At 72.1% G+C, this 22,209-nt stretch carries 20 protein-coding genes, 1 pseudogene and 1 riboswitch; of the genes and pseudogenes, 15 read left to right on the top strand and 6 right to left on the bottom strand.

Annotated elements, in window-relative coordinates; all coding sequences use genetic code 11:
- Window positions 1–61: 61 nt before the first annotated feature.
- Window positions 62–850: a carbon-nitrogen hydrolase family protein gene (locus ACIF83_RS42035; protein ID WP_399735469.1), complete on the top strand. Its 789-nt coding sequence runs from the start codon at window positions 62–64 to the stop codon at window positions 848–850.
- Between the two features lie 77 nt (window positions 851–927).
- Entirely contained in the window at window positions 928–2,625 is a 1,698-nt protein-coding gene (locus ACIF83_RS42030) for a flavin monoamine oxidase family protein (RefSeq protein ID WP_398139477.1), read from the top strand.
- 33 nt (window positions 2,626–2,658) lie between these two features.
- Here the strand turns inward: ACIF83_RS42030 and ACIF83_RS42025 are convergent, their stop codons facing one another.
- Both ACIF83_RS42025 and ACIF83_RS42020 read right to left on the bottom strand, forming a co-directional pair.
- Entirely contained in the window at window positions 2,659–3,588 is a 930-nt protein-coding gene (locus tag ACIF83_RS42025) for an LLM class F420-dependent oxidoreductase (RefSeq protein WP_399735466.1), read from the bottom strand.
- Window positions 3,589–3,684: 96 nt separating this feature from the next.
- Window positions 3,685–4,371, bottom strand: coding sequence for a DUF5995 family protein (locus tag ACIF83_RS42020; RefSeq protein WP_399735462.1), 687 nt, complete (start codon window positions 4,369–4,371; stop codon window positions 3,685–3,687).
- Window positions 4,372–5,448: 1,077 nt separating this feature from the next.
- Between ACIF83_RS42020 and ACIF83_RS42015 the strand changes: the two genes are divergently transcribed.
- Complete coding sequence (locus tag ACIF83_RS42015) at window positions 5,449–6,567, top strand: glycoside hydrolase family 6 protein (protein ID WP_398139579.1); 1,119 nt, start codon at window positions 5,449–5,451, stop codon at window positions 6,565–6,567.
- Here ACIF83_RS42015 and ACIF83_RS42010 read toward each other — a convergent pair.
- Entirely contained in the window at window positions 6,549–7,943 is a 1,395-nt protein-coding gene (locus ACIF83_RS42010) for a uracil-xanthine permease family protein (protein ID WP_399735458.1), read from the bottom strand. The genes ACIF83_RS42015 and ACIF83_RS42010 overlap by 19 nt on opposite strands.
- Before the next feature lie 140 nt (window positions 7,944–8,083).
- On the opposite strand from ACIF83_RS42010, the gene ACIF83_RS42005 reads away from it, so the two are divergent.
- A complete protein-coding gene (locus tag ACIF83_RS42005; protein ID WP_399735455.1) occupies window positions 8,084–9,340 on the top strand; it encodes an alginate lyase family protein in 1,257 nt (418 codons plus the stop codon).
- Between the two features lie 99 nt (window positions 9,341–9,439).
- Complete coding sequence (locus ACIF83_RS42000; RefSeq protein WP_399735452.1) at window positions 9,440–9,898, top strand: acyl-CoA thioesterase; 459 nt, start codon at window positions 9,440–9,442, stop codon at window positions 9,896–9,898.
- Here the strand turns inward: ACIF83_RS42000 and ACIF83_RS41995 are convergent.
- Window positions 9,858–11,072 (bottom strand): MFS transporter, encoded by a 1,215-nt coding sequence (locus tag ACIF83_RS41995; RefSeq protein WP_393475567.1) that lies wholly within the window; start codon window positions 11,070–11,072, stop codon window positions 9,858–9,860. The two genes, ACIF83_RS42000 and ACIF83_RS41995, sit on opposite strands and share 41 nt — an antisense overlap.
- Before the next feature lie 120 nt (window positions 11,073–11,192).
- Between ACIF83_RS41995 and ACIF83_RS41990 the strand changes: the two genes are divergently transcribed.
- A complete protein-coding gene (locus tag ACIF83_RS41990; RefSeq protein WP_399735448.1) occupies window positions 11,193–12,401 on the top strand; it encodes an ROK family transcriptional regulator in 1,209 nt (402 codons plus the stop codon).
- A gap of 47 nt (window positions 12,402–12,448) precedes the next feature.
- Here the strand turns inward: ACIF83_RS41990 and ACIF83_RS41985 are convergent, their stop codons facing one another.
- Together ACIF83_RS41985 and ACIF83_RS41980 are read right to left on the bottom strand one after the other, a co-directional pair.
- Entirely contained in the window at window positions 12,449–13,192 is a 744-nt protein-coding gene (locus ACIF83_RS41985) for an SDR family oxidoreductase (RefSeq protein WP_399735445.1), read from the bottom strand.
- 105 nt (window positions 13,193–13,297) lie between these two features.
- Window positions 13,298–14,191, bottom strand: a complete 894-nt coding sequence (locus ACIF83_RS41980; RefSeq protein ID WP_399735442.1) for an RNA polymerase sigma-70 factor — start codon at window positions 14,189–14,191, stop codon at window positions 13,298–13,300.
- Between the two features lie 258 nt (window positions 14,192–14,449).
- Window positions 14,450–14,580: riboswitch (FMN riboswitch) on the top strand.
- Between the two features lie 164 nt (window positions 14,581–14,744).
- Between ACIF83_RS41980 and ACIF83_RS41975 the strand changes: the two genes are divergently transcribed.
- From ACIF83_RS41975 to ACIF83_RS41935, 9 genes and pseudogenes are all read left to right on the top strand, one after another.
- Window positions 14,745–15,350, top strand: coding sequence for a riboflavin synthase (locus ACIF83_RS41975; RefSeq protein ID WP_399735439.1), 606 nt, complete (start codon window positions 14,745–14,747; stop codon window positions 15,348–15,350).
- A complete protein-coding gene (locus ACIF83_RS41970; protein WP_399735436.1) occupies window positions 15,347–15,988 on the top strand; it encodes a nicotinamide riboside transporter PnuC in 642 nt (213 codons plus the stop codon). Before ACIF83_RS41975 ends, ACIF83_RS41970 begins: the two co-directional genes overlap by 4 nt.
- Window positions 15,985–17,256, top strand: a pseudogene (locus ACIF83_RS41965) (bifunctional 3,4-dihydroxy-2-butanone-4-phosphate synthase/GTP cyclohydrolase II); the annotation flags it as partial. The gene ACIF83_RS41970 and the pseudogene ACIF83_RS41965, both read left to right, overlap by 4 nt.
- A 136-nt stretch (window positions 17,257–17,392) precedes the next feature.
- Window positions 17,393–17,878, top strand: a complete 486-nt coding sequence (ribH, locus tag ACIF83_RS41960; RefSeq protein WP_094221666.1) for a 6,7-dimethyl-8-ribityllumazine synthase — start codon at window positions 17,393–17,395, stop codon at window positions 17,876–17,878.
- A gap of 34 nt (window positions 17,879–17,912) precedes the next feature.
- The gene (locus ACIF83_RS41955) at window positions 17,913–18,185 is read left to right on the top strand and encodes a phosphoribosyl-ATP diphosphatase (protein WP_028423093.1); all 273 of its coding nucleotides are present in this window, start codon (window positions 17,913–17,915) and stop codon (window positions 18,183–18,185) included.
- Window positions 18,186–18,264: 79 nt separating this feature from the next.
- Window positions 18,265–19,122 (top strand): ATP phosphoribosyltransferase, encoded by an 858-nt coding sequence (gene hisG, locus ACIF83_RS41950; RefSeq protein WP_393475545.1) that lies wholly within the window; start codon window positions 18,265–18,267, stop codon window positions 19,120–19,122.
- Window positions 19,123–19,137: 15 nt separating this feature from the next.
- Window positions 19,138–19,590, top strand: coding sequence for a PH domain-containing protein (locus ACIF83_RS41945; protein ID WP_399735431.1), 453 nt, complete (start codon window positions 19,138–19,140; stop codon window positions 19,588–19,590).
- A 178-nt stretch (window positions 19,591–19,768) separates the two neighbouring features.
- A complete protein-coding gene (locus ACIF83_RS41940) occupies window positions 19,769–21,103 on the top strand; it encodes a hemolysin family protein (RefSeq protein ID WP_393475540.1) in 1,335 nt (444 codons plus the stop codon).
- The gene (locus ACIF83_RS41935) at window positions 21,100–22,185 is read left to right on the top strand and encodes a hemolysin family protein (protein ID WP_393475538.1); all 1,086 of its coding nucleotides are present in this window, start codon (window positions 21,100–21,102) and stop codon (window positions 22,183–22,185) included. The genes ACIF83_RS41940 and ACIF83_RS41935 overlap by 4 nt, the downstream gene beginning before the upstream one ends.
- Window positions 22,186–22,209 lie beyond the last annotated feature (24 nt).

Below are 22,209 nucleotides of genomic sequence, written 5' to 3'. Positions count from 1 at the left end.
GAGCGCGCCGACCGTACCTTTTTTGTGGCCCCAAAACCCCCCTTTCCGGTGAGGAACCCGCATGCGCACCGCACTGCTCCAGAGCTCCGGCCGCCCCGGCTCGATCGCCGAGAACCTCAAGGTCCTCGACGAGGCCGCGGGCCGCGCCGCCGCCGCGGGTGCCGCCCTGCTGGCCGCTCCGGAGATGTTCCTCACCGGCTACGCGATCGGCGACGCCGTCGGCCGCCTCGCCGAGCCCGCCGACGGCGACTCCGCCGACGCGATCGCCGAGTTCGCCACCCGGCACGGCCTGGCCATCGCCTACGGCTACCCGGAGCGCGACGGCGAGACCGTCTACAACTCCGCGCAGCTGATCTCCGCCGACGGCACGCGGCTCGCGAACTACCGCAAGACCCACCTCTTCGGCTGCTTCGAGCGCGACCACTTCACGCCGGGCGAGCGGCCGGTCGTCCAGGCCGAGCTGAACGGCCTGACCGTCGGCATGATGATCTGCTACGACGTCGAGTTCCCGGAGAACGTCCGCGCCCACGCGCTGGCCGGCACCGACCTGCTGATCGTTCCGACCGCGCAGATGCACCCCTTCCAGTTCGTCGCCGAGTCCCTCGTCCCGGTGCGGGCCTGGGAGAACCAGATGTACGTCGCGTACGTCAACCGGGTCGGCCCCGAGGGCGAGTTCGAGTTCGTCGGACTGTCCGTCCTCGCCGGCCCCGACGGCATCGCCCGCACCCGCGCCGGCCGCGGCGAGGAGCTGGTGTTCGCCGACGCCGACCCCGGCTTCCTGGCCGCCTCCCGCGAGGCCAACCCGTACCTGCAGGACCGCCGCCCCGGCCTGTACGGGTCCCTGGTCTGACCCCCCGAGCCCTCCCTCTCCGTATCACCCCCCCCGAGCCCTCCCCGCCCCACCCCCGCGCAAGGAGTCCGTACCCCATGACGTCCACGGTGCCCAACGCCGTCGAGCACGCCGACGAGCAGCAGCCGCCGATCACCATGTTCGGCCCGGACTTCCCCTACGCCTACGATGACTTCCTCGCCCATCCGGCGGGGCTCGGCCAGATCCCCGCGACCGAGCACGGCACCGAGGTCGCCGTCATCGGTGGCGGTCTGTCCGGCATCGTGGCCGCCTACGAGCTGATGAAGATGGGCCTCAAGCCCGTCGTCTACGAGGCCGACCAGATCGGCGGCCGGCTGCGCACCGTCGGCTTCGAGGGCTGCGACGACTCGCTGACCGCCGAGATGGGCGCGATGCGCTTCCCGCCGTCCTCCACCGCCCTCCAGCACTACATCGACATGGTGGGCCTGGAGACCACGCCCTTCCCGAACCCGCTGGCCGAGGCCACCCCGTCCACCGTCGTGGACCTCAAGGGCGAGTCGCACTACGCCGAGACCATCGACGACCTGCCCCAGGTCTACCGGGACGTCGCCGAGGCCTGGAACAAGTGCCTCGACGAGGGCGCCGACTTCTCCGACATGAACCGCGCCATGCGCGAGCGCGACGTGCCGCGCATCCGCGAGATCTGGGCGAAGCTGGTCGAGAAGCTCGACAACCAGACCTTCTACGGCTTCCTCTGCGACTCCGAGGCTTTCAAGTCCTTCCGGCACCGCGAGATCTTCGGCCAGGTCGGCTTCGGCACCGGCGGCTGGGACACCGACTTCCCGAACTCCATCCTGGAGATCCTGCGGGTCGTCTACACGGAGGCCGACGACCACCACCGCGGCATCGTCGGCGGCTCCCAGCAGCTGCCACTGCGCCTGTGGGAGCGTGAGCCCGAGAAGATCGTCCACTGGCCGTACGGCACCTCGCTGAAGTCCCTGCACGTGGACGGCGAGCCGAAGCCGGCCGTGACCCGGCTGCACCGCACCGCGGGCAACCAGATCACGGTGACGGACGCGAACGGCGACATCCGCACCTACAAGGCGGCCGTCTTCACCGCCCAGTCCTGGATGCTGCTGTCCAAGATCGCCTGTGACGACTCGCTCTTCCCGATCGACCACTGGACCGCGATCGAGCGCACCCACTACATGGAGTCCTCGAAGCTGTTCGTGCCGGTCGACCGGCCGTTCTGGCTGGACAAGGACGAGGAGACCGGCCGGGACGTCATGTCGATGACGCTCACCGACCGCATGACCCGCGGCACCTACCTGCTGGACGACGGCCCGGACAAGCCCGCCGTGATCTGCCTGTCCTACACCTGGTGCGACGACAGCCTGAAGTGGCTGCCGCTGTCCGCGAACGAGCGGATGGAGGTCATGCTGAAGTCGCTCGGCGAGATCTACCCGAAGGTCGACATCAGGAAGCACATCATCGGCAACCCGGTGACCGTCTCCTGGGAGAACGAGCCCTACTTCATGGGCGCGTTCAAGGCCAACCTGCCCGGCCACTACCGCTACCAGCGGCGCCTGTTCACGCACTTCATGCAGGACCGGCTGCCCGAGGACAAGCGGGGCATCTTCCTCGCCGGCGACGACATCTCCTGGACGGCCGGCTGGGCCGAGGGCGCGATCCAGACCGCGCTGAACGCGGTCTGGGGCGTCATGCACCACCTCGGCGGCGAGACCGACGCGGCCAACCCGGGCCCGGGTGACGTCTACGACGAGATCGCCCCGGTGGAGCTTCCCGAGGACTGACCGGGAATCGGACCAAGGCGCGGGCGGCCGGACTCAGACTCCGGCCGTCCGCGCCTTTTCAAACACCTCGGCGGCGACGTCCTTGAGCTCCTGCGCGTCCCGCGCGGTTCCCTGGAGGTCGACGAGGATCTCCTCCAGACCGATCTGCGCGTGCGCCACCAGGTCCTCGACGATCTGGTCGACGTCGCCCTGGAACGGACGGCGGTCCGCGCCCTCGTACGCCTTGGGCAGGCGGACGCAGTTCACCCGCAGCACTGTCTGGATCGGCTCCTTCCGACCACGCTCGGCCGCCAGGTCCTGCAACTGCTGCCACTGGGAGGCGATCTGCTCGACGCCCATGCCCACCGGCAGCCAGCCGTCGGCACGGTCGACGAGCCGGGTCAGCGCCTTCTTGTTACTGGCAGCCAGCAGGATGGGGATCGGCCGCGCGGGCTTGGGCCCCACCACGGCGGACTCGATCTTGGTGATACGGCCGTCGTAGCGCACCGGGTCGGGGCCCCACACCGCCCGGCACACCTCGATGATCTCGTCGAGCACCTTGCCGCGCTCCGCGATCGGCCGGACGCCGGCGGCAGCGTACTCGTCCAGCGACCAGCCGGTGCCGAAGCCCGCGATCACCCGGCCGCCGCTCGCCGCGTCCAGCGAGGCGAGAGCCTTGGCGAGCTGGAACGGGATGTGCAGCGGAGCGACCAGCACGCTGGAGCCGAGCCGGGCCCGCTCGGTGGCCGCGGCCGCCAGGGTGAGGGTGACCAGCGGGTCCGCCACGTTCCGGTACTGGTCGGGCCAGGGCAGGCCCTCGACGCCGTACAGGCCCTGGGCGGCGGGCTCCGGGAAGAGGGCTCGCTCGAAGACCCACAGGCTGTCGTAACCGATCTCCTCGGCGGCGCGCGCCACGTCGGGCACGTCCTTGCCGAGGGAGTACTGCCGCATCTGGGGAAGACTCAGGCCGAGCCGGGTCGCCATACCGCTGCTCCTCTGCGCTGGGTGTGGAACCGTCAACGTAGGTCGATGACGGGGCAGTTCCACAGGAGGCTCGCCCAAGGGCCGGATCCGGCCGGGTCAGTCGGTCAGCGGGGTGAGCAGCATGCGGCCCGCGAAGCCGACCGCCGCGTCGAGCCGCTCGGTGAACTCCTCGGCGACGTCCTCGCAGCGGCGCAGTGCCCACAGGGCCCGGGCGGCCGCCCAGGTCGCGTCCCGCGCCCGCTCCAGGCTCCAGGAGCCCAGCAGATGGGTGATCGGGTCGGCGATCTGCAGCAGGTCGGGACCCGGCATCAGATCCTCGCGGATGCGCTCCTCCAGCGAGACGAGGAGGTCGCCCACGCGCTCGAACTCGTCCTCCAGGTCGGCCGGTTCGCAGCTGAGCGTACGGCAGGTGTCCACCACGGCGAGCGCCAGATCGTGCCCGATGTGCGCGTTGATGCCCGCGAGCGCGAACTGCAGCGGCCGTACCCCGGGATGCCGGCGGAACTGGAACAGGGGCCGCCAGCAGGCGGGTGGACGGCGGTCCCGCTCCACCGCGTCGACCGCCGCCAGATACCGCTCGGCGAACCGCACGTCCAGCGCGGACGCCGCCCGCCGGTCCGTGAACTCACCGGCGTCCAGGCGCCGGTCGACCTCCTCGGTGACGGCGAGGTAGACGCGGTTGAACACACCGACCCCGTCCCGCTCGGGCAACTCCGCGTCGAGGACACGCATCCGCGCGATCACGGCGTCGACAGGCGTGCTGAGGTGTTCCGACTGCGCCATGGGGGAAGGGTCCCAGCCCTGCCCCACCCCACGCACCGACCGCCCCGCCGCTTCGCCGGAACGGGGGAACGCGGGGAGGGGGAGGGGGAGGAGGCATCGCTCGGGGAGGGTGGCGGCACTTTCGCCCGGGAGGGGGCGGAGGGCGGCACCGAGCGAGGCAGGCTGGTGCGACTCCGCGCGGAAGGGCGGGAGGGGCAGGGCCAGTACCGGGCGGGAGGGCGGAGGCGACGTCGCGCTTGAGGAACGGGAGCGGCACCGGGCGGGAGGGGTGGGGCAACATCACCCGGGATAGCGGGTGCGCTCGTGCGGCGCGGCCGAGGCGGCGCAGCCGGCGGTGAGGGTGGCACCGGGCACGAAGGGCCGGGGCGACTCCCTGCAGGAGGAACGGAAGCGGCCCTGCTCGGGAGGAACGGAAGCGGCCCTGCCCGGGAGGTGCGGGACCAGCTTTGCTCGGGAGGGGCGGAGGGGGACTCCGCGCGGAGGGAAGCGGGGGCTACTTCGCGCGGGTGGTGGCGGGGGTGGTCTCGCCGGGAGGGCGGGGTGCCACGGGGTGGAGGGGTGGGTGCGGTGCCCGGCGGGAGGGGCATCAGGCGGGAGGTGCGGGACAGGCTTTGCTCGGGAGGTGCGGAGGGCGGCACCGGGCGGAGGGAAGCAGGGGCTACTTCGCGCGGGTGGTGGCGGGGGTGGTGTCGCGGGGAGGGCCGGGGCGGCACCGGGTGGAGGGGTGGGTGCGGTACCCGGCGGGAGGTGCGGAGGGCGACTCCGCGTGGAGGGAAGCGGGGGCTACTTCGCGCGGGTGGTGGCGGGGGTGGTGTCGCGGGGAGGGCCGGGGCGGCACCGGGTGGAGGGGTGGGTGCGGTGCCCGGCGGGAGGGGCATCAGGCGGGAGGCGCGGGACCGGCTTTGCTCGGGAGGGGCGGGGGCGGCACCGGGCGGAGGGAAGCGGGGGCGGTACCGGGCCCGAAGAGGGGGAGCGGTAGCGCAGGTGGGGAGGGGAAGGGAGACCGTGTCAGGCTTACGTACTCGGCGGCTGGCCGCGCGTCGGGCCCAGCGCAGGCGGGCCCGCGGGCGTGCGGCGATGGTCGCGGTGGCCTCGGTGGTGACCCTGGTCGGCACCGTGACCGGGATGATCTCGGCGCTGGACCACGGCCGGGGCTCCGACCGGGCTCGGCCCGAGGTGACCCACATCCCGAGCCCCGTGCCCAGGCCCGCCCTCCCCGCGCCGTCGTCGTCCCCGTCGAAGACCACGCGGACTCCCGCGGCCGGGCCGAAGGAACCGGCGCCGCCGGCCCCCGGCTCCACCCCGACCCGCACCGAGAGAAAGCGGCGGACCGACCCCGTGACCCCCCGTCTCTACCGCCACCCCGACTCCCAGGTGCTGGACTGGGTCCGCGCCCACCCCGACGACCCGCGCACCGCCCTCATCGCGTCCCGGATCGCCGACCGGCCGGCCGCGGTGTGGTTCGCCGAGTACAGCCCGAACACCATCGCCACCCGGGTCCGCGCGGTCACCGCGGGTGCGGCGGCACAGGGCCGGGTTCCGGTGCTCGTGCCGTACGCGATCCCCGACCGCGACTGCGGCGGCGCCTCCCGTGGCGGGGCGCCGGACCTCGCGGCCTACGACGCCTGGATCGACGCCTTCGCCCGGGGACTGGGTTCCGGCGAGGTGATCGTGGTCCTGGAGCCGGACTCGATCGCCCAGTCCGGGTGTCTCTCGGACGCGGACCGGGCCGCCCGCTTCGCCTCGCTGGCCCGCGCGGGCCGGGCCCTGAAGGCCGCGAACCCCCGCGCGCGGGTCTACTACGACGCGGGCCACTCCGGCTGGAACCCGCCCGCCGAGCAGGCCGCCCTCCTGAAACAGGCGGGAGCCGACGCCTCCGACGGCATCTTCAGCAACGTCTCCAACTTCCGCACCACCGCCGACGAGATCGCCTACGACCGGCAGGTCCTCGACGCCCTCGGCGGCCCGGCGGGCCTCGGCGCGGTCATCGACACCAGCCGCAACGGCAACGGCGCACCGCCCGACGGCCAGTGGTGCGACCCTGCGGGCCGGAGGATCGGCCGGGCACCGACCCTGACCACGGGCGAGGCCCGCATCGACGCCTACCTGTGGGTGAAGCTGCCGGGGGAGTCCGACGGCTGCCGGGGCGCGGCCGGGACGTTCACGCCGTCGTACGCCTACGACTTGGCGCTCTGACCGTCCTCCTCGTCGTACGTGGACGTGCCCTCGTCCAGCAGCGGCTCCTGCGGCTTGAGGTGGGCGGGCGCGAAGGCGCCCAGGGCGTGGTAGCCGGTGATGACGACCAGCGTGCCCAGCGCGATGCCGCTCAGGGTGAAGTTCTTGCCGAACTCCATGGAGACGTTGCCGACGCCGATGATGATGCCCGCGGCCGCCGGGACCAGGTTCAGCGGGTTGCGCAGGTCGACCTTGGCGTTGATCCAGATCTGCGCGCCGAGCAGGCCGATCATGCCGTACAGGATGACGGTGATGCCGCCGAGGACACCGCCCGGGATCGCGGCCACGACCGCCCCGAACTTCGGGCAGACGCCGAAGAGCAGCGCGAAGCCCGCGGCGGCCCAGTAGGCGGCCGTCGAGTAGACGCGGGTCGCGGCCATGACGCCGATGTTCTCGGAGTACGTGGTGTTGGGCGGACCGCCCACCGCGGTGGACAGCATGGAGGCGACACCGTCGGCCGAGATCGCCGTACCGAGCTGGTCGTCCAGACGGGTGCCGGTCATCTCGCCGACCGCCTTGACGTGCCCGGCGTTCTCCGCGACCAGCGCGATGACGACGGGCAGCGCGACCAGGATCGCCGACCACTGGAAGGACGGCCCGTGGAAGGCGGGCAGTCCGATCCAGTCGGCCTTGGAGACGCCGGAGAGGTCGAGCCGCCAGTGGTCGGTGAGCTTGCCGCTCGCGTCCACCGAGTGGATCTTCCCGAAGATCTGGTCGAAGGCCCAGGAGATGCCGTACCCGAAGAGCAGGCCCAGGAAGATCGCGACACGGGACCAGAAACCACGCAGACAGACGACCGCCAGACCGGTGAAGAGCATCACCAGCAGGGCCGTCCACTGATCCTGCGGCCAGTACGTCGAAGCGGTCACCGGGGCCAGGTTGAAGCCGATCAGCATGACCACCGCGCCCGTGACGATCGGCGGCATGACCGCGTGGATGATGTTCGCCCCGAAGCGCTGCACCGCGAGACCCACGACGAACAGCGCGGCACCGACCACGAAGACCGCGCCGGTCACCGTGGCGCTCGTACCGCCCTGCGCGCGGATGACGGCGGCCACGCCCACGAACGACAGGGAGCAACCCAGATAGCTCGGCACCCGGCCACGGGTGGCGAGCAGGAAGATCACGGTCGCCACGCCCGACATCATGATCGCCAGGTTCGGGTCGAGGCCCATGAGGACGGGTGCCACGAAGGACGCCCCGAACATCGCCACGACGTGCTGGGCGCCGAGGCCCACCGTGCGCGGCCAGGAGAGCCGTTCGTCGGGGCGTACCACCGCTCCGGGTGCGGGCGTGCGCCCGTCACCGTGCAGTTTCCAGCGCACGCCGAGGTCCATGGTGGGGTTTCGCTTTCTCTGTACGTGAAGACGGTCCGGACCATTGTCACGGGTACCTGGCCGCTCTACGCTCGCACGGTCCTACTCATGAACAACGTTCACATACCTGATCAACCGATTCATGATGATCGGAGTGCTCGATGAGTGGAAGATCCCGTGCGACCGTACTGCTGGCCGCCGTGGTGACCTTCGCGGCCGTGCTCGTCCCCTCCGCCCACGCGGCACCCAAGGCTCCCCGGACGGCCGTCCTGGACGGCGCCCGCCTCCAGCAGACCCGGTCCCGTCTGGACCACGACCCCCGACTCCGGCGCGCGCTCGAGGACCTGACCACCCGCGCGGACGCGTGGCTCGACCAGGGCCCCTGGACGGTCGTCGACAAGCCGAAGCCCGCCCCCGGCGGCGACGTCCACGACTACCTCAGCCAGGCCCCCTACTGGTGGCCCACCACGACGCCCACCGCCGACAACCCCTGGGGCTGTCCGTACCTCCAGCGTGACGGCCGGCGCAATCCGGAGGTGGACAGCGGCACCGACCGGCAGGACGTGGAGAAGGTCTTCGACTCCACCTACGACCTCTCGCTGGCCTGGTACTACACCGGCAGGCGGAGCTACGCCGAGAAGGCCGGGCAGATCCTGCGCACCTGGTTCCTCGCCCCGGCCACCCGGATGAACCCCAACCTGAACCACGCCCAGTTCATCCCCTGCAAGTACGACGGCCGGGCCATCGGCATCATCGACTTCTCGCAGTCGTACACGAGCGTGCTGGACGCCCAGGCGATCCTCGCCACCGGCGCCCCCGGCTGGAGTGCCCAGGACCGCACCGCGATGGGCAGGTGGAACACCGACTTCCTCGGCTGGCTGAAGAACAGCGACTTCGGCAGGCAGGAGGGAGCGGCCGCCAACAACCACGGCACCTTCTACGACATGCAACTCGCCGCCCTCGCCTATGCCACCGGCGACACTGACCTGGCCCGGCGGACCGTCCTCGACGCGCGCGCCAGGCGGATCGACCCGCAGATCGCCGCCGACGGCAGCCAGCCTCAGGAGCTCGCCCGCACCCGCAGCTGGCACTACTCGACCTTCGACCTCGTCGCCTACACCCGCCTCGCCGCCATCGGCCGGCATGTGGGCGTGAACCTCTGGGCCTACCGGGGACCGGACGGGCAGAGCCTGCTCAAGGCGGTGGACTATCTGCTGCCGGCCGCGACCGGTGCCGCCGCCTGGCCGCACCCCGAGCTGGAGTTCCATCGCTACGCGGCGAGCGATGTCGTCCACGCGGCGGCGGACGCCGGTGACACGGCGGCGAAGGCGGCCGTGCCCGACCTCCAGGCGCCTCCCGGCGGTGACCTGTGGGCGCTGCGGCCCGCCGCCGAGCAGCTGGACTCGATAGCGGGCTGACCGGGTCCGACCAGGTCCCTTCCCGACCGGGGCTCCTGAGCGGTCGCTTAGTATGGGGTGTCCCCGCCGCCCCGTACCGCACGTTCAGGAGCCCCTCCCGTGACCGCCGAAGCCCCGATCGCCCCCGCCGTCACACCTGGCCGGCTGATCCCCGTCACCGTCCACTTCGACGACCTGGACGCGCTCGGGCTGCTCCACAACGCCCGCTATCCGCTGATGGTGGAGCGCGCCTGGGCCGAGCTGTGGAACGAGTACGGCATCCGGTTCGACGGCGACTGGACGGCCGCCGGTGACGCCTGCAACGCCGTCCGTGAACTGCGGATCAGCTACGAGGCACCCGTGACCCGCCCCGGCAGCTACGCCGTCCACCTCTGGCTGGAACGGCTCGGCACCACCGGTCTGACCTACGGCTTCCGCTTCTGCTCGGCCGACGGCGCGCAGACCTACGCGCAGGGTGCCCGGGTCCTGGTCCGGCTGGACGCGACGACCCTGCACCCTGCGCCGTGGAGCGACTCCTTCAGGGCCGCGGGTCGGGAACTGCTGCGGCCTGCGGACTGACCTGCGTCCGGCCGGCGCGCCCGGCGGTGCGCAGCACGCCCGCGAACACGGCGAGCCCGCAGGCCAGCACGGTCACCACGCAGAACGAGACCACCAGGCTGGTCGCCTGCGCCACCCCGCCGATCAGGCTGGGCGCGATCAGCCCCGAGGTGTAGGTGATGGTCGCCACGCCCGCTATCGCCTGGCTGGGGTTGGGACCGGCGTGACCGGCCGCCGCGAAGCACAGCGGCACGACCACGGCGATCCCGAGCCCCATCAGCGCGAACCCGGCCATCGCCACCGCGGGATGCCCCGCGACGACGACCAGCAGGCCGCCGAGACCGGCCAGGACACCGCCGGCCCGGACGGTGCGGACCGCGCCGAAGCGGTTCACCACCGCGTCCCCGGCGATCCGGGCCACCGCCATCGTGAGCATGAACCCCGTCGTCGACGCCGCCGCCAGACCGGCCGAGGTGTCCAGCCGGTCCCGCAGGAACACCGCCGACCAGTCCAGGCTCGCCCCCTCCGCGAACACCGCGCAGAAGCCGACCGCGCCGATCAGCAGGGCCGAGCGGGGCGGCAGCGCGAACCGCGGCGGCGGCTCCTCGTCCTCGGCGGGCTGCACGTCGAGGACCCAGCCGCAGGCGACCAGTCCGAGCAGGGTGAGGACCGCGGCGGTCAGCGCGAAATGCAGGCGCGCGTCCGAGCCCAGATGGGCGGCGAGCGTACCGGCGGCCGAGCCGATGAGCGCGCCCGCGCTCCACATGCCGTGCAGTCCGGACATGATCGACTTCCCGAGCAGTCGCTCCACCTCGACACCCAGCGCGTTCATCGCCACGTCGGCCATGCCCGAGGTCGCCCCGTAGGTGAACATCGCCAGGCACAGCGTGTACAGGTTCGGCGCGAAGGACGGCAGGACCAGCGACAGCGTCCACAGCGCCATCAGCCCGCGCAGCGCCGTACGGCTGCCGAAACGGTGGCTGATCCGGCCCGCCAGCGGCATCGCGCACGAGGCGCCGAACGCCGTGAACGCGAGTGCGAACCCGAGCTGTCCCGCGCTCAGTGAGGCATGGTCCTGGACCCACGGCACGCGGGTCGCGAAGGAGCCGGTCACGGCACCGTGCACGGTGAACACGGCCGCCACGGCGTAGCGGGCGCGCCTGACCTCGTCTCGCGGGTACCCCACGTCACCCATGTTCCAGCCCCTCCCCGGAAGTTCCCCGCCGCGCCCTCGCGGCATCGCCGTAAACTATCAGGGACCCTGCCTGATAGATAGCGACTAATACGGCCGCCCGCGTCTGGGAGGATTCCGGTCATGCCCGCATCACCCAGCACCGCCCGGGCCATCAACGACCGGCTCGCCCTGCGCCTGTTGCAGCAGGAAGGCCCGCTGACGGCAGGGCAGTTGAAACAGCTGACCGGACTGTCCCGGCCGACGGTCGCCGACCTCGTAGAACGGCTCACCGCCTCCGGCCTGATCACGGTGGTGGGCGAGTCCGGCGAGCAGCGCCGGGGCCCCAACGCCCGGCTCTACGGCATCGTCGCCGACCGCGCCCACCTGGCCGCGCTCGACGTCCGCACCGGGGGTGTCTTCGTGCTGGTCTCCGACCTCGTCGGGCGGGTGCTGGCCGAGGCGGCCGTGCCGATCGGCGGGGACACCGGGACCGGGCCCGCCGTGGAGCAGGTGGTGGCGGCGGTGGAGCGCACCGCGAAGGAGGCCGGTGCCGACCGGCTGCACACCGTCGGCATCGGGGCGCCCGGTCTCGTCGACCCCGCCACCGGCGACCTGCGCGACTCCGGCGGCCTGCCCGCCTGGCACCGGCGCCTGGCCGCGGCCCTGCAGGAACGGCTGCCCGAGGCCCGGGTCACCGTGGAGAACGAGACCAACCTGGCCGCCCTGGCCGAGCAGCGCGAGGGTGCCGCCCACGACCGGGACACCTTCGTCCTGCTCTGGCTGGGCCACGGCGTCGGCGCCGCGGTCGTCCTGGACGGCACCCTCCGCCGCGGCGCCTCCGGCGGCACGGGCGAGATCGGCTTCCTGCCGGTCCCGGGGACGACCGCGCTGCCCTCGGCGACGGACTGCGACGGCGGCTTCCACTCGCTGGCCGGGGCGGCGGCGGTCGGCGCACTGGCCCGGGAGTACGGCCTGCCGAGGGCGGAACCGCTGGACGGGCCCGGCGTCGCGGTGGTGGTGCGCGAGGCGGTCGCGGAGGCGACCGGCCCGTCCGGCGGGGGTTCCGGTCCCGCCGACCGCTTCCTCGACGCCCTCGCCCACCGGGTCGCCATCGGGGCCGCCTCCGTCGCCTCCATCCTCGACCCGGGCTGCGTGGTCCTGGGCGGAGAGGTCGGGCAGGCCGGGGGAGCGGCCCTCGCTGCACGCGTGGAGGTGCGGCTCCGCCGTATGTCACCGCTGGCCACCGAGGTACGGGCCGGCAGCCTCGGCGGCGCCGCGGTCCTGCGCGGGGCCCTGCTGACGGCCCGGGACCGGGCCCAGGACGAACTGTTCGCACCGGCGGAGCGCTAGGGCCTGTCGTCCGGGGCGTCGGCGGAGCGCTGGTCGTCACCGGGGCGTCACTGCCCGAAGCGGCGGGCCAGGTACTCCTCGAACGTCCCCTTGCCCACCGCCTGCTCCGGAGCCAGATGGCCGCCCGCACGGAAGGCGCGGTACGTCTTCCCGAACAGGGGCAGGCCGACCACGGGCCGGCGCCGTCCCGTCGCCCGGAGATAGGCGCGGGCCAGCGAGTCGAACGTGCGCACCTCCGGCCCGGCCATGTCCGGCACCCGCCCCGCCGGTGCCGCGAGCGCCAACTCGGCCAGACGGTCGGCCACTTCGGCCACCTCCACCGGCTGGTCCGGCACCCCGGCCGGCACCAGCACGACGGGCGGCTTGGCCAGTCCCCGGAGAACCGTCACCACCAGGTCGTGGAACTGCGTCGCCCGCAGCACGGTCCAGCCGAGCCCCGACTCCTCGATCCGCCGCTCCACGGCGAGCTTGGACCGGTAGTACCCGAACGGCACCCGGTCGACGCCGACGATGGAGATGTACACCAGATGGCCCACCCCGGCCCGCCGTGCCGCCGCGATCAGGTGGTCCGCCGCCTGTTCGTCGCCGCCGCGCGGAGAGCTCGCGCAGTGCACGACCGTCTCCACGCCGGCCAGGGCCGCGTCCAGGCCGGGCCCGCCCTCGCGCAGGTCGACGGCGTAGGGGCGGGTGTGCCGGCTGAGCACCCGCACCTCGTGCCCGTCCGCCCGCAGCCGCTCGGTGACGAGCCGTCCGAGCGTGCCGGTTCCGCCGGTCACCAGGATCGTGGTCATGCTGTTTCCGTCCCTCCGGACTCCGGGACGCCCCCGGTCGGAGCGCCCTGCGTCAGCTGAGACCGCGCAGCCCCGGGAAATGTGACAAGCCCCGGCGGGCCCCGGCTACGGGCGGGTCAGGTGCCGCCGCACGTGCTCCAGCTTGTCCGGGTTCATCACGGCCCACACGTGCACGACCAGCCCGTCCACCAGCTCGAACTCGACGACCCCGACCAGCGTGTCGCCCACCCACGAGGCCACCCCGAGCGCGCCGTTGACCTCCACCACCGTGTACTCCAGGCCCACGGCGAAGCGCTGCGAGGCGCCCGCCACGAAGCGGGCGACCTTCTCCCGGCCCTCGATCGGCCGCAGGGCCGCCGTGACCTTGCCGCCGCCGTCGCTCCACCAGGTCACGTCCGCCGCGAGCAGCTTCTCCAGGCCGGTCAGGTCGCCTTCCCGGGCCGCCGTGAGGAACGACGTGACCAGCTCCTCCCGCCGCTCTGGAGCGGGGTCGAAGCGGGACTCCGTCGCGGCCACCCGGCCCACCGCCCGCCGGTACAGCTGACGGCAGTTGGCCTCGCTCAGGTCCAGGACGGCCGCGATCTCCCGGTGGCCGTACCCGAACGCCTCGCGCAGCACGTACACCGCGCGCTCGGTGGGTGTCAGCCGCTCCAGCAGCACCAGCATCGCCATCGAGACCTGCTCGCGCGCCTCCGCCGACTCCAGCGGCCCGAGCGTTCCGTCGGAGGTGACCACCGGCTCCGGCAGCCACTGCCCGACGTACTCCTCGCGGCGCGCCCGGGCCGATGTCAGCCGGTTCAGGCACAGGTTGGTGACGGTCCTGGCGAGCCATGCCCCGAGATGCTCGATGCCCGCGCGGTCGGCGCCGCTGAGCCGCAGATACGCGTCCTGCACCGCGTCCTCCGCCTCCTGCGCCGAGCCGAGCAGGCGGTAGGCCAGGCCGAACAGCCGGCGGCGGTGGGACTCGAACTCGTCGGCGAGCAGGGGTGGCGTCGTCATGGGCCCACCCTGTCAGAGGCGCGGCGACCCGGCGGCGGGCAAGGGCCGTCGTCACCGCCACCGGGTCCGCCCGCACCCTAAAAGGACTAGACCAGTGCGGTCAATGGGTCCGGACCAAGGTCAACCCTCGCTCTCCGCAGGGCAGTTGACCAGGCCGGTTCCGGTGCGCAAGTCCAGCGACACGTGCTGTGAGGGAGCCCACACCCTGCGCCTGTCTGGAAGGCGACCAGGCGTGGCACACTGGCCGTGTACCAGAAGCAGCGCACTCCGGGGTCGGTGAAAGTCCGAACCGGCGGTTACAGTCCGCGACCCGGTCGCTTCCAGCGGCCGGTTGACCAGGTGAAATTCCTGGACCGACGGTTAAAGTCCGGATGGGAGGCAGTGCGCGGCGGGCGGGCATGTTCGTGTGCGCGCCGCCGTATCTGGGCTCGTCCGTGTGCGGACGGGTCCCTTTTCGGCGTCGGCTGAGCTCACGGCGTTGCTCACCCGTACATTCTGTCGTCATCGACAGGCCCCGGAGTCCGTGCCCGAACGAGGCAGGAGGACCCGGGAAGTGTTCACCGGAATCGTCGAAGAGCTGGGTGAGGTCACCGCCGTCGAGAATCTCGGCGACGCCTCCCGTTTCCGGCTCCGCGGCCCCGTCGTGACCGAGGGCGCGCAGCACGGCGACTCCATCGCCGTGAACGGCGTCTGTCTCACCGTCGTGGAGCACGAGGGTGACGAGTTCACGGCCGACGTCATGGCCGAGACCCTGAAGCGTTCCAGCCTGGGCGTGCTCACCGTCGGCTCCCGGGTCAACCTCGAGCGCCCCACCGCCGTGGGCGCGCGCCTCGGCGGGCACATCGTGCAGGGCCACGTGGACGGCACCGGCCAGGTACTGGCCCGCACACCCTCCGAGAACTGGGAGATCGTCAGCATCTCGCTGCCCGCGGACCTCGCCCGCTACGTCGTCGAGAAGGGCTCCATCACCGTCGACGGCATCAGCCTCACCGTCGTCGAGGCGGGCCCGGACTACTTCACCGTCAGCCTCATCCCGACCACCCTCGACCTGACCACGCTCGGCCACAAGCAGCCCGGCGACCCGGTCAACCTCGAGGTGGACGTCATCGCCAAGTACGTGGAGCGGCTGCTCGCGGCCGGTCGGGGGGCCGGCAAGTGAGCTGGCTGAACTCCGAGGCGTTCACCGTGTTCGGCCAGCACATCATCTGGTCCGACATGGTCGGCAACATCCTGGGCCTCATCGCGCTCGCCCTCGGCTGGCGCCGCTCCCTGTGGACCTGGCCCGTGCAGTTCCTGTCCGGCCTCGTCCTCTTCGCCGCCTTCTACGGCCACCTGACCGGCAGCGCCGGCAAGCAGGCCGTCGTCATGGCCGTGGCCCTGTACGGCTGGTGGCAGTGGCAGCGCACCAAGGGCAAGGCCGAGGACGGGCACATCACCCCCCGGTTCGCCACCTGGCGCGAGCGCGCGGCGATGCTCGCCGCGGCCGCCGCGGGCACCGTCGCGGTGGCCCTGCTGTTCACGGCCTACCCGAAGCTGTCCTGGGACCCCTGGCCGGACGCCTATATCTTCGTCGGCACCATCGTCGCCATGTACGCCCAGGCCAAGGGCATGGTCGAGTTCTGGTTCGCCTGGCTGCTCGTCGACCTCGTCGGCGTGCCCCTCAACTTCGCCAACGGCTACGCCTTCTCCGGTTTCGTCTACGTCATCTACGGCGCGCTCGTCCTGTGGGGCATGCGCGACTGGTGGCTGCGCTCCCGCCGAACCGCGCAGCCGGTCCTGGAAGGAGCACCGGCATGACTACGGCCCCCGTCCTCTACAGCCCGGACGACATCGAGGACTTCACGCTCGACCCGGTCGAGCAGGCCATCGCCGACATCGCTGCCGGCCGCCCGATCGTGGTCGTCGACGACGAGGACCGGGAGAACGAGGGCGACCTCGTCGTCGCCGCCGAGAAGGTGACCCCCGAGATCGTCGCCTTCATGATGAGCGAGTGCCGGGGTCTGATCTGCGCGCCCATGGAGGGCGACGAACTCGACCGGCTGCAGCTGCCGCAGATGGTCGCGGACAACACCGAGTCGATGAAGACGGCGTTCACCGTCTCCGTCGACGCCTCCGCCGCGCACGGTGTCACCACCGGCATCTCGGCCGCCGACCGCGCCACCACGCTCCAGTTGCTGGCCGACGGCACCGCCGAGCCCACCGACTTCGTCCGCCCCGGCCACATCTTCCCGCTGCGCGCCCGGGAGGGCGGCGTCCTGGTCCGCAACGGCCACACCGAGGCCGCCGTCGACCTGGCCAAGCTCGCGGGCCTGCGCCCGGCCGGCGCCATCGTGGAGATCGCCGGCGAGGACGGCCGGATGCTGCGGCTGCCCGAGCTGATCCCGTTCGCCCGCAAGCACGGCCTGACGATCATCTCCATCGAGGACCTGATCGCCTACCGCCGAGACAGCGAGCCCACCGTCCGCCGCGAGGCCGAGACCCGCCTGCCCACCGCGCACGGCACCTTCACCGCCTACGGCTACCGCTCCACCCTCGACGGCGTCGAGCACGTCGCCCTCGTGCACGGCGAGATCGGCGAGGGCGAGGACGTCCTGGTCCGCGTCCACTCCGAATGCCTCACCGGCGACGTCTTCGGCTCCTTGCGCTGCGACTGCGGCCCCCAGCTCGACACCGCCCTGGACCGCATCCAGGAGGAGGGCCGCGGGGTCGTCGTCTACCTGCGCGGACACGAGGGACGCGGCATCGGCCTGCTGTCCAAGCTGCGCGCCTACGAGCTTCAGGAGCAGGGCCACGACACCCTGGACGCCAATCTCGAACTCGGCCTGCCCGCCGACGCCCGCGACTACGGCGCCGGCGCGCAGATCCTCGCCGACCTCGGCGTCCGCAGCGTCCGCCTGATGACCAACAACCCCGACAAGACCGACGCGCTGCTGCGCCACGGCCTGAAGGTCACCGGCCGCGAGCCGATGCCCGTCCAGGCGGGCGAGCACAACCTCCGGTACCTGCGCACCAAGCGGGACCGGATGGGGCACGACCTGCCCTGGCTGGACACACCGGCCGTGGCAGCCCCTGTGGCCGCGTCCGCGGCAGCCCCTGTGGCCGCGTCCGCGGCAGCCCCTGTGGCCGCGTCCGCGGCAGCCCCTGTGGCCGCGTCCGCGGCCACCTGCGCCAACCAGTAAGCGGAAAGCACTAAGGAGAGACGTGAGCGGCAAGGGTGCACCGGAACTGTCCGTACGCAACGTGAGCGACCTCAGGGTCGCCGTCATCGCGGCGCAGTGGCACGAGAAGGTGATGGACGGCCTGGTGGACGGCGCCCTGCGCGCCCTGCACGAGCTGGGCATCGACGAGCCGACCCTGATCCGGGTCCCCGGCACGTTCGAGCTGCCGGTCGCCGCCAAGGTCCTCGCGGGCCGCGGCTACGACGCGGTGGTCGCCCTCGGCGTCGTCATCCGCGGCGGCACCCCCCACTTCGACTACGTGTGCCAGGGCGTCACCCAGGGCCTCACCCAGGTGGCCGTCGAGACCGGCGTCCCCGTCGGCTTCGGCGTGCTCACCTGCGACACCGAGGAGCAGGCCCTGGACCGGGCCGGCATCGAGGGCTCCAACGAGGACAAGGGGCACGAGGCCGTGACGGCCGCGGTGGCGACGGCGGCCACGCTCCGCTCAGTATCTGAACCCTGGCACTAGGGAGTCCCCCGAACCGCGTAGGGTGGGGCTCACCATGTCCAAGAAGACGTTCGAGGAGCTCTTCACCGAGCTCCAGCACAAGGCCGCCCACGGCGATCCCGCCTCCTCCCGCACCGCCGAGCTGGTCGGCAAGGGCGTCCATGCCATCGGCAAGAAGGTCGTCGAGGAGGCCGCCGAGGTCTGGATGGCCGCAGAGTACGAGGGCAAGGAGGCGGCCGCCGAGGAGATCTCGCAGCTGCTGTACCACGTCCAGGTGATGATGGTCGCCCGCGGGATCTCCCTCGACGACGTCTACGCCCACCTGTAAGACGTCTACGCCCACCTGTAAACCGCACGCCGTAAAGAGCCCCCAGCACACTCCCCTTCACGCAAAGGAAGCCGACCTCATGCTGCGCATCGCCGTCCCCAACAAGGGTTCACTGTCCGGCCCTGCGGCGGAGATGCTGCATGAGGCCGGCTACCAGCAGCGCCGGGAGTCCAAAGAGCTGCGGATCGTGGACCCGGAGAACGAGGTCGAGTTCTTCTACCTCCGCCCCCGCGACATCGCGATCTACGTCTCCTCCGGCCGCCTCGACATCGGCATCACCGGCCGAGACCTGCTGGTCGACTCCGCCGCCGACGCCGAGGAGATCCTGCCGCTCGGCTTCGCCCGCTCCACCTTCCGCTTCGCCGCCAAGCCCGGCACGGCGAACGGCATCGAGGACCTGAAGGGCAGGACGGTCGCCACCTCCTACGAGGGGATCGTCGCCAAGCACCTCGCCGACAGCGGCATCGAGGCCTCCGTCGTCCACCTCGACGGCGCCGTCGAGACCGCGATCGAGCTGGGCGTCGCCGAGGTCATCGCCGACGTCGTCGAGACCGGCACCTCGCTGCGCAACGCGGGCCTGGAGGTCTTCGGCGAGCCGATCATGAAGTCCGAGGCCGTCGTCATCCGCCGCACCGGCGCCGACGACGAGGAGGCTGCCGAGTCCAAGGTCCAGCAGTTCCTGCGCCGCCTCCAGGGCGTCCTGGTCGCCCGGACCTACGTGATGATGGACTACGACTGCCGCGTCGAGCAGCTCGAGAAGGCCGTCGCCCTGACGCCGGGCCTGGAGTCGCCGACCGTCTCCCCGCTGCACAACGAGGGCTGGGTCGCCGTCCGCGCCATGGTTCCCGCCAAGGAGGCGCAGCGGATCATGGACGACCTGTACGAGATCGGCGCCCGGGCCATCCTGACCACGGCCATCCACGCCTGCCGCCTCTGAGGGGTACGCACCGAGATGTCCGACCCGACCCCCCTGCCCACCCTCCCCGTCACCTTCCGGCCGGGCCGCACCCGGGCGATCCTGCTCACCGCCGGCCTCGTGATCTTCCTGGTGATCTCCGGGATCGCGATGCTGCTGGAGCAGCTCGGCCCGGGGGAGCGGCTCAGCTTCGTCATCACCGGGGCACTGATCTTCTGGGCGCTGGCCCAGCTCGCCCGGGTGAAGGTCGTCGCCGACGAGACCGGCGTCACCGTCGTCAACATCGCCAGCAAGCGGCGCCTGGACTGGGCGGAGATCCTCCAGGTGAACCTCCGTCCGGGCGACCCCTGGGTGTTCCTCAACCTCAGCGACGGCACCAGCCTGCCCGCGCTCGGCATCCAGCCGGGCATCGCCAAGCAGCACGCCATCGCCGACGCGAAGACCCTCCGGGCGCTGGCCGAGGCCCGCTCGATGCGGGATCTGCCGTAGAGGGCCATGTCTTGATTAATCTGTTGGCGGAGGCGTTTTCGTTGCGCCTCCGCCACTGATGTTGCCCCCTGGTCTTCAGAGGCCCCCTGCTACCCGAGGAGTGACTCCCTCCAGCGATGGACGGATCGTCCTGTAGTACCTGCGCCGCCCCCTCCCGAGATACCGAGGCGGCGGCATCATGACCATCCCCCTGCTGCTCCTCGGAGCGGCGTTCCTGCTGATTCTCGCCAACGGTTTCTTCGTGGCGGCCGAGTTCGGCCTGGTGACGGTCGAGCGGCCGGACGCCGAGAAGGCCGCCGCCGAGGGCGACAAGCGCGCCCGTACGGTCGTGGAGTCGCTGAAGGAACTGTCCTTCCAGCTCTCCGGCACCCAGCTCGGCATCACCATCACCTCCCTCGTCGTCGGCATGCTCGCCGAACCGGCCCTGGCCGAACTGCTGCGCGGCCCGTTCACGGCGATCGGCATCCCCGAGGGCGCCGTCTCCGGTGTCGCCGTGGTCGTCGGCATGCTGCTGGCCTCCGCGGTCCAGATGGTGATCGGCGAACTCGTGCCCAAGAACTGGGCGGTGTCCCGGCCGCTGCAGGTCGCGCGCTTCGTCGCGGGCCCCCAGCACCATTTCTCCCGTCTGTTCCGCCCGGTGATCGCCGTGCTCAACACGGTCGCCAACCGGCTGGTGCGCGCCCTCGGCGTCGAACCCACCGAGGAACTGGCCTCGGCCCGCACCCCGGGCGAACTGGTGTCCCTGGCCCGGCACTCGGCCCAGGCCGGCGCCCTGGAGCAGGACACGGCCGACCTGTTCGTGCGCACCCTGTCCCTGGGGGACCTGACCGCGCAGCACGTCATGACCCCGCGCGTGAAGGTCAGCGCCCTCCAGGACACGGCCACCGCCGAGGACGTCGTCAACCTGACCCGCGCCACCGGTCTGTCCCGCTTCCCGGTCTACCGCGAGAAGATCGACGAGATCGTCGGCATGGCCCACCTCAAGGACGCCCTGGCGGTCCCCGTGCAGGACCGGCTGCGCACGCCGGTCGGCCGTATCGCCCGCAAGGCGCTCCTCGTCCCCGAGACGCTGCCGGTCCAACCCCTCCTCGCCCGGCTGCGCAGCGAGCAGCCCATCGCGGTCGTGGTGGACGAGTACGGCGGCACGGCGGGCGTGGTCACCCTGGAGGACATCGTCGAGGAACTCGTCGGCGAGGTCCGCGACGAGCACGACGCCAAGGACATGCCCGAGCTGGCCCCCGCCCCGCCGGAGGACGGCAGGCCCGCCTGGGACGTCGACGGCAGCTGCCGTGTCGACATCCTGCAGCGCATAGGTCTCGACGTGCCCGAGGGGCCGTACGAGACCGTCGCCGGCCTGGTCGCCGACCTGCTCGGCCGGATCCCGGCCCCCGGCGACCGGGCCGAACTGCCCGGCTGGCGGCTGTCCGTCCGCCAGGTCGGCCACTACCGCGCCGAACGGGTCCGCCTGGTCAGGACGGTCCTGGCGACGAACGTCATGGAGGCCGTCCGATGAGCGTCCTCCAACTGGTGTTCGCCGCGCTGCTGGTGCTCGCCAACGGCTTCTTCGTCGGCGCCGAGTTCGCGCTCGTCTCCGTGCGCCGCAGCCAGATCGAGCCGCTGGGCACGGCCCGGGCCCGGCAGGTGCTGTACGGCCTGGAGCGGCTGCCGCAGATGATGGCGGCCGCGCAGTTCGGCATCACCGTCTGTTCCCTGACGCTCGGCGCGGTGGCCGAGCCGACGGTGGCGCATCTGCTGGAGCCGCTGTTCGAGGCGATCCACCTGCCGCACGGCATGATCCACCCGCTGGGCTATGTGATCGCCCTCGCCGCCGTGGTCTTCTTCCACCTCGTGATCGGTGAGATGGTGCCGAAGAACCTCGCGATGGCGGCGCCGGAGAAGGCCGCGCTGTGGCTGAGCCCCGGTCTGGTCGCCTTCGCCCGCGTGTGCCGGCCGATCACGGTGGCCCTCGGTGCCTGCGCCCATGCCATCCTGCGGCTCTTCCGCGTCGAGCCCAAGGACGAGGTCGAGGCCGTCGTCACCAGCGAGCAGCTGAACCGTCTGCTGGAGGACTCCGGCCAGGCGGGCCTCCTCGACCCCGAGGAGCAGGAGCGGCTGGAGGACGCGCTGGAGCTGGGCTCCCGTCCGGTGACGGACGTCCTGCTGCGGCGTGAGTCCCTGGTGACGGTGACTCCGTCGGTCACGCCGGGGGAGATCGTCGACCTGACGGCCCGCACCGGCTACTCCCGCTTCCCGGTTGCGGCCGGGACGGGTGCGTTCATGGGCTACATCCACGTCAAGGACGTCCTGGACCTGGAGGACTCCGGCCGGGCCGTCCCCCAGCACGTGTGGCGCCCCATGGCCACCCTGCGCGCGGAACTCCCCCTGGACGACGCCCTGACGGTCATGCGCCGCGCGGCCACCCACCTGGCCCAGGTGGCGGACGGCTCCGGCAGGGTCCTGGGCCTGGTGGCCCTGGAGGACGCCCTGGAACTCCTGGTGGGTGAGGTCCGCGACCCGGCCCACCGCGAGACCCCGGAACCCAGGCTCTCCGAGCCGAGGGCCAGCGGGGAACCGGAGGAAGTACTGGCCACCTGACGCCGTCTCCCGTCCGTGGGCGCG

It is taken from the genome of Streptomyces sp. NPDC085866, assembly GCF_044541035.1.
Taxonomy (GTDB): Bacteria; Actinomycetota; Actinomycetes; order Streptomycetales; family Streptomycetaceae; genus Streptomyces.
The sequence above is the reverse complement of the archived record's forward strand: the minus strand, read 5'-3'. Positions and strand labels throughout refer to the sequence as shown.